11 protein-coding genes are annotated in these 13,391 nt (G+C 26.5%); 1 reads left to right on the top strand and 10 read right to left on the bottom strand.

Features of this window, described 5'->3' with window-relative positions; translation table 11 throughout:
* The 4 genes from PHZ07_02890 to PHZ07_02875 are packed head-to-tail and all read right to left on the bottom strand — an operon-like array spanning position 1 to position 3,802.
* Entirely contained in the window at positions 1-453 is a 453-nt protein-coding gene (locus tag PHZ07_02890) for a dTDP-4-dehydrorhamnose 3,5-epimerase family protein (protein ID MDD3284518.1), read from the bottom strand.
* A 30-nt stretch (positions 454-483) separates the two neighbouring features.
* A complete protein-coding gene (locus PHZ07_02885; protein ID MDD3284517.1) occupies positions 484-699 on the bottom strand; it encodes a hypothetical protein in 216 nt (71 codons plus the stop codon).
* Positions 700-709: 10 nt separating this feature from the next.
* Positions 710-2,224 (bottom strand): hypothetical protein, encoded by a 1,515-nt coding sequence (locus PHZ07_02880; GenBank protein ID MDD3284516.1) that lies wholly within the window; start codon positions 2,222-2,224, stop codon positions 710-712.
* 3 nt (positions 2,225-2,227) lie between these two features.
* Complete coding sequence (locus PHZ07_02875) at positions 2,228-3,802, bottom strand: glycosyltransferase family 39 protein (protein ID MDD3284515.1); 1,575 nt, start codon at positions 3,800-3,802, stop codon at positions 2,228-2,230.
* Between the two features lie 303 nt (positions 3,803-4,105).
* Here PHZ07_02875 and PHZ07_02870 point away from each other — a divergent pair, with 303 nt between their 5' ends.
* A complete protein-coding gene (locus PHZ07_02870; protein MDD3284514.1) occupies positions 4,106-6,004 on the top strand; it encodes a hypothetical protein in 1,899 nt (632 codons plus the stop codon).
* Between the two features lie 105 nt (positions 6,005-6,109).
* On the opposite strand, the gene PHZ07_02865 is transcribed toward PHZ07_02870, so the two are convergent.
* The 6 genes from PHZ07_02865 to PHZ07_02840 form a co-directional block, all read right to left on the bottom strand.
* Entirely contained in the window at positions 6,110-7,150 is a 1,041-nt protein-coding gene (locus PHZ07_02865; GenBank protein MDD3284513.1) for a hypothetical protein, read from the bottom strand.
* Entirely contained in the window at positions 7,080-9,455 is a 2,376-nt protein-coding gene (locus PHZ07_02860) for a GLUG motif-containing protein (GenBank protein MDD3284512.1), read from the bottom strand. The genes PHZ07_02865 and PHZ07_02860 overlap by 71 nt, the downstream gene beginning before the upstream one ends.
* A 90-nt stretch (positions 9,456-9,545) precedes the next feature.
* The gene (locus PHZ07_02855; protein MDD3284511.1) at positions 9,546-9,983 is read right to left on the bottom strand and encodes a GtrA family protein; all 438 of its coding nucleotides are present in this window, start codon (positions 9,981-9,983) and stop codon (positions 9,546-9,548) included.
* 31 nt (positions 9,984-10,014) lie between these two features.
* On the bottom strand, positions 10,015-11,175 hold the full coding sequence (locus PHZ07_02850; protein MDD3284510.1) for a glycosyltransferase: 1,161 nt from the start codon (positions 11,173-11,175) through the stop codon (positions 10,015-10,017).
* Positions 11,153-12,310 carry a glycosyltransferase family 4 protein gene (locus tag PHZ07_02845; protein MDD3284509.1) on the bottom strand — a complete coding sequence of 386 codons (1,158 nt, stop codon included), beginning with the start codon at positions 12,308-12,310 and terminating at the stop codon, positions 11,153-11,155. Before PHZ07_02845 ends, PHZ07_02850 begins: the two co-directional genes overlap by 23 nt.
* On the bottom strand, positions 12,304-13,362 hold the full coding sequence (locus PHZ07_02840) for a glycosyltransferase family 2 protein (GenBank protein ID MDD3284508.1): 1,059 nt from the start codon (positions 13,360-13,362) through the stop codon (positions 12,304-12,306). Before PHZ07_02840 ends, PHZ07_02845 begins: the two co-directional genes overlap by 7 nt.
* Positions 13,363-13,391 lie beyond the last annotated feature (29 nt).

The following is a 13,391-nucleotide window of genomic DNA, read 5'->3' as shown; positions in this document are numbered from 1 at the left end:
TTATTCTATTTTAAATGGTGAGTCTTCTATTTGTTCCCATCTTACTTCGTCTACTTCTTCTGTCTTATTTGTACCTTTATATAATTTGTCTGGTAAATTTACTGACCATGCTGGAATATCGGAAATACATTTATAACCATGTACAACTCCTGGTGGAACTATAATAGTTGCAGGTTTATCTTCGCCTACTTCTATTTCCATCTTTTCTTCATACGTTGGGCTGTCTTTTCTATTATCCCATAAATATACTTTAAATGTTCCAGGTCCTACAAATACGAAAAAATCTGATTGTTTTAAATGTTCATGAGGGCCACGAGAGACACTTGGTAATGTTACAGAAATGTAACTCATAACTGGTTTTAAATTGGATTCATCTTCTCTAAATATTTCAGCGAGCCAACCTCTTTGGTCACTGTATTTTGTGAGTTCTTTGATTATTACATCTTTTATCATATTTTTTTCTCCCCAGCTAAACTGGAATAATTAATTATTAGATTTTTTATTGCTTATTAATACACATATTATGCCTAATGGTATTATTATAAATAATATTTTATTTATATCAAGATAATTTGATATTAGTCCAGGTTTTAAATTTTCTAGTATTATACTTGCAATATACAACACTATTGATAAATAGAAAAGATCAAATAATATTTTATTACCATTACTTTTTGTTTGTTTTATGTCTCCTTCCATAAAAAATTAGTTAAATCTTATTAAATAAATTTATATAACTTTTAATTTTTTGTTTTATAATGTTCCAAAATTGTTCATAAGCCTCATTTTCATTTTGTTTTTTATTTTTTATAAGTTCAACTTTTATAGATCTTATTTTTATTTTATTTTTTTCTAGATTGAGATTTGGAGATGATACCATAAATTTTAGATTTCCATCTTCTATTTTTGCATCATTAAGAGAAAAGTGAACAATTCCTTTAAACCAAGTTTCATTTTCATTATTTTCTATTATCTCAGGTTTTTGGTATTGAGCTATAATATAATTCATATTTTCTGAATCAGAATAATCTTTTGAATTTACAATCTCAGGATTAAAATATTGTTCTTTATTTAAAGCAAATACTCCTCTTCCAGATATTTTTAGATCATTTTTGGGTATATAAATTTTGGAAAGTTTTGGACCGCTTTCTGTTTTTATCCACTCGTGTTTTTTGTTTATGTTTATAGTTTTATCATCTATAGTAACTGTTTGCAAACCTTTATCATGAGCAGTATAAAATGATATAGTTCTTGCATTTGTATAAATCGTTGTAGGAAGATATTTTAAATCTACTAGTCCATCACTATACTCTGGATTGTCGCATAAATATAATCTATCTATAAAAGAAATTTTTTGCTGATTTGTTTTTATTTGTCTTATTAAAACATCATCGTTTGTGAGAAATTCTATTCTATAAACGCCCTCTTCCAAATTTGGTATATATAAAGAAATATATCTTGGGTCGCTTGCCGGATCTTTACTTGATATCATTCCATCGTCAGAGATTATTTTTGAGTATATTTTTTTATTATTTATATTGAAAATTTCTATAGATATAGGATCTGAACCATCGGTTCTATTTATGTCTTGTATTGTAAATGTGAAATTCAAGGCTTCATTTTTTATATATGTGTATAGTTTGTGTTCTCCTCGGATACAATTATTTATTATAAGCTCATTTTTTTTTGCTTCATAGTTTGATATTGTAAAATTTTCTCCAAGATTAAAATCATATGCTCCTACACCATCTAATGAATGTATTTCATTTATAAATCCATTTATTGAATCAAATTTTGTTTCTTTTTGCCATAGAGTATTTATGTTATCACTTATCTGTGGCCACGTTATGTCGTCTAGTGTTTTATTGTATAGGGTATGATCTATATAAGACCAACCTTCACCATTGTCTGCTACTGATAGTTGTATAATATTAGCTCCTTCATTTTGAAATTCTATCTCTATATTTGCTTCATCAAATTTTATTGGACTTCGAAGATTGAAATATACTGGTTCTTCTATTATATTATAATATTCGTTGCCTTTTTCTACTCTATGTTCGGGATATATTATAGATATCATTGGAGTAGTTTTTGTTAAATCTGAATTTATAATTAATTTCCCATCAAGAATCAAATCTTTTTTTATAAGCCATGAGAATAATAAAACTATTCCTAATATTCCAACTAGGTTTATAAATATTCTAATTTTTGTAATTTTTTTCATAATTTATTCACGATAAATCTTATATAAAGAATGATCTCCATCTGTAAAAATAGGTTCACTAATTTTTATGTTTTCATTTTCAAATTTTGAATTAATATATAAATCTTTAAATGTAAAACCAAAGTAATATAATGGAATGTTGTTTTCAAATAATTTATCAAAATTGTTGTATAAATAAATTTCATTTTCAAAATGTATTACATTTCTATAAGGAAATATGTATTTGTCAGCCATATTAGTAATTATAATTGCATTTTTTGGAGTGTCTTGTATAATTTTTTCTGTTCTATTTTTATAAATATTCAAATCATTTCCAATTTTTATTATACCTTCTTCATTATCTTTCATTACTATCATATACGAATTTATAAATATAAAAATAAGAATTAGAGATATAATTATTGTATTTATATATGTTTTTTTGAAATTTATTTTTGAAATAAAAAATCCCGCAATTGGTATTCCAAATACAAAATATGGTAATAAATATCTAAGATAAGAACTTCCAATTGTTACTGATGTAGGAGTCGGGTTGTCATAGAATAGCCAGCTTCCATAATATGTAAATAAAAATCCACTTAAAAGTATCCACAATAAAAAATATAAATTTTTAATTTTATCAATATTATTTCTTTTCCATATAAAATATATAATTCCTACCAAGAATAATAAACTATAAAACCATACTAATTTGAAAATATAATTCCAAATAGTGTATTGCATATTTTTTGGATGAAACCCAAAGGGTAAAATTATTTTTTCTACTAATTGTAATGCGCTTAAATTATTTGAATCTGTTGAATCATTTAGATAAGCTGGGGTCGTAACCGATCCTTGATTTTGTTTGTTGAAATAAAATAGCGGTGTTAGAAATATTAAAAAAATAATTCCGCTCAATATAAATTTTTTCCAATCGATTTTTTTTATTGAAAATATAGTAATAATTAAGTATATAAAAGATATCCAAACAATTTCAGATGTTCTTGTCATTAAAGATAATGCCAGAAATATAGGGAATATTAAATAAAATAGAATTTTTTTGTATTTTATCGCCAATAAAAAATAATATGTAGAAATTATAAAAAGCACGATAAACAATATATTATGCATCATTGATTTTACAGAAAAATACCAATAACTAGGTAGTACAAGTAATAATAAAGAAGAAATTATTGCAGTTTTTTTGTCAAATATTTCTTTTATCAAAAGAAAAAAGAATATAATTCCTATTATTGCAAAAATAGGAGTCATGTACGGAATAGTCCAGATCCCTGTGAATTTTGAAATAAATCCATATATCATAGGAAGCCCTATAAAACTGCTTGGCATAATATAATTTCCTGATACTTTTGTGCTTCTTGGGTGAATATCGTTTGATATTGATAAATAACTATTATATTCTTTGAAATTTAGATTTTTGGAAAAGTGTTCTGTAAAATAATAATTTGAAGTTTCATCTGGAGAATTGAAAATAAGTGGTTGTGAACCATTCTCAATATTTAGATAATTATAGAAATAGAAAAATATGCCTAAAATTAAAAAATATAAAAAATAAAAGATAATTTTTTTCTTATTCATGCTTTTATTATAGCGAAGGATATGGTTTTTGTAAAAGTAGGGTTAATGATATAATTTAGTTTAAAAATGTGTTAAAATATTATTATGTTGAAGGTTTCTTGGAAAATGTATTATATATTTACTTGTTTGATAATATCGACATTACTTGTTAATTTTTTTGTTTTTCAAAATACGAATTTATCCATAATTGTAGGCTTTATTTATATTATTTATTTTGGAATATTTTCCGGGCATTACTTTTTTTCTAAATATAAGTTTATATCAAAATTGTTTTTTGGTGTTTTGATGATATTTGCTTATTTTATGATTTTTGGAAGTATTTTTTATTATTTGTTTATATTGTCAAATATTGCCGTATCCATAATATTAATTTTTGCTCCTTTGTTTTTGGGATTTAAATTAATAAAAGAACCATTTATTCTGGAATTTTCTTTTCCAGAATTATCGTTTATAGTTTTGTTGCAAGCGATATTTTCTGCAATATATTTATTTTTGTGTTATACACAGTTTAAATATTTTATTTCAAAGGCAATAGAGCTTAGCATAAATTCACCTTGGCAAGTATTGTCTCCAAATATATTTTTTATATATGGATTATCAACATTTATTTTGATATTATTACTTCTTATTAGTAAAAATGATGTTTTCATTTTTTTTGTTTCTTTGCACTATTTTCTTTCTTTTTGTGTGATAATTTTTGTATATAAACTTGGTTTTGGGTACGATCCTTATCTTCATCAAGCGTCAGAAAAACTTATGATGCAAGTTGGTACTTTTTCACCAAAACCTTTTTATTATTTGGGGCAATATAGTTTGGTAGTTATTTTGAGTAAAATTTTTGCTCAATCAGTTGTATTTTTTGATAAGCTTTTGGTGCCAGTAGTAGCTTCATTATTTTTACCAGTTGTTATTTATCAGAGCCTAAAGGAAAATCTTTTTATAAAAAATAATATAATTTTTGTATCAGTACTTTCCTTTCTTCTTATACCATTTGCAAATTTTACATACACTACACCTCAATCTCTTGCAAATATATTTGTTTTGATAATAATATTTTTTGCAATTTCCTTTATAAATAATAGATTTTCTAGTGTTTGGCCACTTTTCATTTTAGGAATTGCAACTTGTTTTATTCATCCACTTAGTGGTTTGCCAATTATTCTTTTTATATTACTTACCTGGATTTATCACATGTTTGAAGAAAAAGGAATGATTATAAAGACAATATTTAAAAATTTTGCATTTTGGATTATTGCAATTTCATCATGTTTTGCACTGCCAGTTGCTTTTTGGATTTATGGTTTTATAAAGAAAATAAATTTTTCAAGTTTAGAGCAAATGATGGGAAATAATTTACTTATGAATCTTGTTCCTGAAAATATTTTTTGGCCAAGATTTGTAAATTTTTTTGATCTTGTATATTTGTATGGAAGAAATGTTAATTTAGTTATTCTTATAATAAGTATTTTGGGAATAATTTTTGTTATATATTATAGGCAATTAAAAACCTATTTTACTTATTTAATGATGTTTTTTATTCTTATTGTAAATTATATTATAGTTATAACTTATATAAAATTTCCATTTTTATCTGATTTCTCTGAGCGTATATTTAATTTAAGTTTTTATTTTTTATTGCCATTTTTTATGGTGGGAATAGTTCTTCTCATAAAGAGCTTTGTAGAAAATAAGCATATTTTTAGAATATTTGTTTTTGTATCTTTGTCTTTGTTTTTATCTATTTCTTTTTATTTTAGTTATCCTAGAGTGGATAAATATGAGAATTTTCATGGATACAGTATGTCTGATACTCATATAAAAATAGTAGATTATATAGAACAAAATTTTGATAATAGAAATTATGTAGTATTGGGCGATCAAACACTTGGAGCAACTGTTATAAGTAAGTATGGATTTAGAAAATATTATAAAAATGAATTTTATTATTCACTTCCTACAAAAATAAAAGATAATATTTATTCAGATTTTCTTGATATGACAAAAGAAGAAAAAAATAAAAAAGAGGCAGCCGTTAATACTGCAAAAAAAGTTGAAGTAAATACTATATTTGTAGTTTTGAATGATTATTGGGAGTTTACTGATAAACTTATTGATGAGCATAAAAAATTGGCCAACAATTGGGTAGAAGTAGATTCTGGAAAAGCCTTTATATTTGAGTATAACGTGCCTGTAAATTACTAGTTTTTTTACATATAAAAAACTCTATTTTTTGTATCGATTAATAATTACCCTATTAGTTAATTAAACTATTACATAGGTGAGATTTTATATTATACTATTTTGCAATTATTCAATATCATCTCCTAATACATAATCCCCAAACAATTCATCTGGTAAATCATGAACTAGTTTATTCCAATTAGTACCATATAATTCTATTGCTTTTTCTTCTGTCTCTATCCATTGTATAAGTCCATTTACTCCTACAACATATACTTTTGCTATTGTTGGTATTTTAAATAGTATACCAGTATTATATGGAACATTATTCTTTAATGTATAAGTAGCTAGTTCTTCTTTGGTTATTGTACTTACAAATGAAAAATCATCATTAAAGTATGAATACCATATACTTTCATTTGGATATGCATGTCTATCATTATTACTATCTACAAAATATACAGTAGATCTATCCTCTGTCTTTACCCATTTACCAGTAGTCCAGAATGATTGTGGTATATCACTTTCAACACTTGTTGTATCAATAGTAGATGGTATTCCTGCAATATTAAATATTGCAAATATGGTTAGATGATTTACAGTAAATGTTACTTTGTTTGTAGTTGTATCAAATACAGCATTTTCTATTAATATCCAACTATCAGATATTGAATCATAATAATATACTCCTAGATTAGATGTATCAGATGGTAGACTAGATAATGTTATTGATATAGTTAGATTATTAGTAAATGATGTAATAGAACTATTATTAATATCTATTGCTGTAATATTAAATACACTTCCTCCTATCATAAATGCACCAGTACCACTGCCTGGTGTATTATCAGTACTTAATGACACTTCGCTTACAGTAATTGTAGTATTAGATGTTACAGTATTAGCTGGTACTACAACAGTAATAGCAGAACTATCAGAAAATGTATAATTAAGTGTTCCACCATTTGCTGGTGTAACAGTTGTAGAATATGTTGGTATAGTTGGTGGTACAACAACAGTTGATCCACCACCTCCACCTGTTGATCCAGATGACGGTCTTGCTAATACATTTACTACTCTTGTAGATGTACTTGTATTAGTAGCAGAATCTGATACTACATATGTGACAGTATATGATCCTACTGTATTTATATCTACATATATCATTTGTTATATCTCCATCTACTGCATCTATAGCTGTAGCTCCTTCATCATAATAACTATCTCCTTTGTATATTGATAATGGATTTGATCCTAGAATTGTTATGACTGGTCCTACAGAATCTATATAAGTATAGTTAACTGGATAACCATTGTTAACATTTAAATTTATATCGCTATGCCAAGTATCAACAAAATCCCAATCTACATAAGTATCATTTTCACTATCATCATATGGATATGTCATCTCTAATGTAGTTCTAGGAGTACCTCTTCCATCATCATCTGATTGACCTGATGTTTGTGAGTTGTAGTAGGAGGATGTGATATAGTCATCATCATGATCCCCAACTAATCCACCCACATTTGTAAGCCCAGTGACTAAACCTGTAGAATAGGAATTTTCTATAATACCATCATAATTTGCCCCCACCAATCCACCTACAGAATCTAGAACCCCACTAACACTTCCAGTAGAATAAGAATTTAGAATAATACCACGATTCTCTCCTACAAGTCCACCAATAGCCCAATCACCACCAATAACATTTACATTTGAATATGATCTATCAATTAAAAAATAATTATCCCCCACCAATCCACCAATACCCTCTCCACTTTCGTCTGTTTCATGTAAATTACCAGTTGTATATGAATTTATTATACTACCATTATTTTCCCCCACCAATCCACCAATAGCCCAAGCCCAATTAACACCATTTGTAATATCAATATTTTCTAAAGATACATTCTTTAGCGTAGCAAGATATGAATTAATACCAAATAAACCAACACCATAACTATCAGCACTATTAATAAAAAGATTAGAAATTGTGTGGTTATTTCCATCAAATGTTCCAGAAAATTTAGTACTACTATTTCCTATGGGAACCCATCCAGTTCCTTCGTTGTATGGAGATACAGCTAAATTTATATTTGTAGTTTGTATATAATAGCCATTTAAATCACTTCTTATATTATTTAGATCATCAGCAGAGGAAACCTCATATAATTTAAATGAAACAATATTTGAAGTTGTTATAAGTTGCTCTGGGTCTTTTTGAAATGTTGCTTTTACATAATAATTATAATCAGTTTCTATTTCAAGTATATTATCTATATACTCGGTTTCAAAGGTATAATCAACTATTTTTATATCATTACGATATATATCATATCCTAAAAATGTATAATCAGAAGGAGTAATTACTGGATTCCAGGATAATGTTAATATATAGTCCGAATCACTGACCGATATATCTTTTTCCAAAGTAACAATAATAGGATAATTGTATAATAAAATATCGTTCTGATGTCTTAGATATGGATAACTTGAACCTTCTTCAATATTCCAAATAGTGTCAAAGTCCCAACCAATAAATGTAGAACTACTTGTCATTTGTAGCGTTGTCTTGGAATCTCCTTTTCTGGTATCAATTTGTCCAGTTGTTTCTGAATTATAATAACTATTTATGACTGTCCCTTGGTTGCGTCCAATTAATCCACCTGAGCCTCCATCTTTTTTACTTATACGTCCTGTTGCATAGGAATTTATAATATTTCCAAAATCAGTATTGTAGCCAACCAATCCACCTATATAGGTCCCTGTTCCACTTACATTACCAGAAGAATAGGAGTTTGATATAGTAGCTGAATTTTCTCCTACAAGTCCACCAATATTTTGTGTTGCACTACCTGTTACATCTACTATAGCATATGAATTTAATATTTGTTTTATACCTAATAACTGAGCTACACCTATGAGTCCCCCCACACTCATGTGAGTACTGTTTACATTTCCTTGGACACCACAATTTTCTACATAAAGACTGCTTATCATGTAAGCTACACCAATCAATCCACCAACACCATTTCTTCCCGTTATTTCAACATTTTCTAAAAATATATTTGTAATACTTGCTCCATTTGTATATCCGAATAATCCTATAGAATCAGTTGTTGGTCTATTTATAAATAGATTGGATATTGTATAACTGTTTCCATCTAAATTTCCCATAAATTTATTATCATAATCTCCAATCGGCAACCACCCGGTTCCGCTAGTCATTGCTGTTTTGAATTCTGCCACTGTATCATATCCTGTTGTTGAAGTCGTTACATCATAACTATTTATATCATCAAAATCTAGATTAGCACCTAATTCATAATTTCCTGATAAATTATTTCTTATATTGTATAGATCTTGAATACTATCTATAGTGCTTGTTGCTGCTTTTGTAGTATTTGTATTTATTATAAAAAATAGAAATACAAAAAATGATAGTATTATATATTTGTTTATTTTTTTCATAATGTTATTATTAATATTTTTTTAAAATAATATTAATCATTTTAATAATATTAATTATATCACAAAATATGAGGGGGGGGGTAGGTATTTTTATCTAAAAGTGACATTTTTATTCCATAAAAAACCTGCTATACCAGTTACGCTAGCTATCAAAATAGATGTTATATAAGCCATTAAATAGTGTAGTTTAAATATTTCTACAAAAAAAGTCATTATAAAATAATTTATACAAAGTTCTATAATAAACATAAAAATATAAGAAGCTATTTGTTTGTGTATTTTTTTAAATCCTTTATTTTTGAAAATAAAAATTTTTCTCATGCCAAAAGAAAGTATGGTTCCTAATGTAAATGTAATAATAGATGCATATAGATACCAAATATTAAATATTTCTACAAGCATAAGAAGAATTACTATCTCAATACAATTTCCAATACCACCCACAAGCAAATATGTAAAAAAATGTACTCCTGTTTTTTTTGAGAAGAATTTATCTTTTTTTTCTATTTTTTCAAAAATATTTTCCATCTTTTTTCTTGTCCCGCTTTGCAGGGGGGGGTTAAATATTTAATATTTTATCTACATATTTAGAAACATCAAACTTTTTTACATATTCTAGACAATATTTTGATATTTCATCTAATTTTTCCTTGTTTTTGTATATATCTTCTAACTTTAATTTCAAATCATCAATATTTCCCATTTCAAAAGTCCAGCCATTTTTGTATTCTTTTATTAATTCTGGTAATCCACCAAAATCTGAAACAATTACAGGAACACCAGAAAGCCATGATTCATACATTACCATTGGTGAATTTTCAAAACATTTTGATGGAATTGCAACTATATCACTTTCTTCTAGTAATTTTATTCTTTTTTGAGCGTAGTATTCTCCTACAAAATCTATATTACTTACAGTATAGGCAATATTATTTATTTTTTCTGCCATTTGTCCACGACCAGCTATTGTAAGATGAAATTTTTTTGCGTCCAATTTTTTGAATGTTTTTATAAGATCAGATAATCCTTTATGCTCTTCAAGTTGTCCAATATACAAAACTTTTAATTCATCATGTTTTTTTTCTTGTGTACTTATTTTTTGCAATTGTATTGGGTTTGGTAATATATTTATTTTTGCATCTTGGAAAAATTTGTATTTTGAATAAAAATCTACTAATTTTTGAGATGGACTTATAATGTACTTACATTTTCTATATATATTTTTTGTAAAAAACATATAAATTTTATTTATATCATTTATTTTTGCTTCTTTCGTCATTACACCGGATGGAATTACAAGTTGTACGTCATGAATCGTTGTGATGTGTTTCTTCTTGAATTTATTTATATCTTTTATGATATTATATCCAAGTCCCAAAACATTATGAGTAAGAATTAAATCTGGATTTTCTTTTGTTATTATAGTTTGTATATTTTTTGATGAGAATTTGTTATTGAATTGATGTATTCTCCATAAGAGTCTAGAAAATATATTTTCATTATCAATATTATGAAATGGAAAATATTTATCGAAGCCTACTCTATATATTTTAAAACCATCCAAATATTCTTCGGTTGTTTTTTCTTTTTCTAATCCTGCGCATATTACAACTACTTTGTAGTTTCTATTTTTCAGTTCATTTGCAATATTGTACACTACTGTCTCAGCGCCACCTTTTTTATCTGGATAGAAAAAGCTATTTATTAAGCATATTTTCATATATTGAATTCAATTTTTGTGAAATTATTTCATCACTATAATTTTCTAATACTCTTTCTCTCGCGTTGTTACCAAATTTTATAAGCAAATCCTCTGTTTCAAAAAGTTTTTTTATTTTATCAGATAAATCATTTGCATTGCCAGTTTTGAAAGTAAATCCAGTCTCATTGTCTTTTAGAACTGTTCTTACCCCTGGTAAATCAGATGCTATTACAGGGATTGCACTAGACATTGCTTCAAGTTGCACTATTCCAAATGCTTCACCTTGATTTATAGAAGCAAGTATAAGACAATCAGCCAAATTATAGTATTTATGAAGTGCGTTGTTTTGTATAGAATCTAGAAATATTATTTTTTCTTCAATTTTTAATTCTTTTGTAAGATTTTTATAATATTCTTTCATATCTCCAATGCCTACAACAAGCAATCTATAATTATCATTTAATTTTGTAAATGCATGAAGTATTATTTCAAGTCCTTTGAAATAATGTGCCCTGTCCAGTCCACCAACAAATATACAAACTTTTTTTCCAATCAAATTATATTTTTCAATTAATTCAAAATTTTTTTCTCGCGGTTTAAAATTTTCTGTGTTTACACTAAAAGCTAATTCTTGTATTTTATTTTTATTTTTTTCAAATAATTTTTTTGTAGAACTATTCAAAAAATAATCACTTGTGCTTACTAATGTTTTGTCAGAATTTTTGAATATCCAAGGCGTAACAAATTTTTCATAAAGCACAAAAAATAATCCTTTTAGTCCAACATCTTTTGGATTCATATGCCAGAAAGTCAAAACTTTTATTTTGTGTTTTTTGGCAAACAATATTACAGGAATCATTGAAAAATAAAATGGATAGTGGAGATGAATAATATCAGCATCTTTTAAATATTTTGAAATATTAATATATCCTGCGTTTCCTAGTGTAAATTTTGGGTTTAGTCTGTATATATCTATATTTTCTATTACGTCTCTAATATCGCCTGTTTTTTGATAATTTGGGGTATATACAGAGACATTATAGCCAAATTTTTGGCCAATTTTAGCTTGTTTTTGAGCTGCTGTACCTATTCCACCATTGTAAGGTGGAAATACACAAACTATGTGAGATATTTTTTTTGTATTTTCTACCATTTTATAATTAGTATCATAAGCCAATAATAAAGTTTCATTATAGGATTTCCAACATATTTTAGAAGTGGATTGTCTATTTCTTGAAAATTTATTACAGGAGTAAACTTTTTCATTATATCGACATCTTTTACAGTTCTAAGTGATTGAATTTTTTTCTTTGCTCTTCTAAGGTATTTCCAATTTTTTGGATTTAGAAAATAAAAATAACTTTGTATTTTGTATTTCAACCATTTATTTTTTAGTGCAAAAAGCAAAATTCCAAATTCCATTACTATAGACATTGGCAAAAGCAAAATTCTAGTTGCTGTTTTGTAATTTTTATAAAATACTATAAATCTATTTCTTTCTGTAAAATACATTCTTTTTCCTGCGCCACCAAATTTGTATTTGTGGTACATTATGGCACGAGGATTTATTACATTTCTATATCCCAACATTTGTGCTTTCCAGCCAAGATCCAAATCTTCCAAGTCAAAAAACATTTCATCATCAAAAAGTCCAACTTTTTTTATAAAATCAACTCTTATAAGAACACCAGCTCCTGAGCAGTAATTTATATCGCTTAAATATTTTATTTGTCCTTCATCTTTTATTCCATTTAATGTGCTATATCCAAAACCAAGAAAATTTATTTTGTTTCCAGCTGTGTTTATTTTTTCTACTTCTGGGTGAAGTAATATTTTTGGTTGAAGACATGCAATCGTCAAATCATTTTCCATTGTCTCTACTAATATATTTAGCCAGTCTGATGTAACTATCGTGTCTTGATTTAGCAAAAATATATAATCATAATTGTTTTCTATAGCCCAATCGCTTCCACAATTATTTCCACCAGTAAATCCTAAATTTTCTTTGTTTTCTATAAAATGTGCGAAAGGATATTTTTCTTTTGCGTATTCTAGAGAATCATCGGCGGAATTGTTGTCTACAAATACAAGTTTCCATTTGTCTGCTGGATACTTTGTGATTTTTAATGATTCAAAAAGATCATCTAAAAATTTTTTGCCATTGTAGTTTACTACTATTACGGCTACTTTTTTGTCAAATTCCATACTAGTTTAGATTATTTTTAAATTATTTT

The sequence above is a fragment of the Patescibacteria group bacterium genome, assembly GCA_028692545.1.
Classification (GTDB): Bacteria; Patescibacteriota; Patescibacteriia; order UBA1558; family S5-K13; genus STD2-204.
The sequence above is the reverse complement of the archived record's forward strand: the minus strand, read 5'-3'. Positions and strand labels throughout refer to the sequence as shown.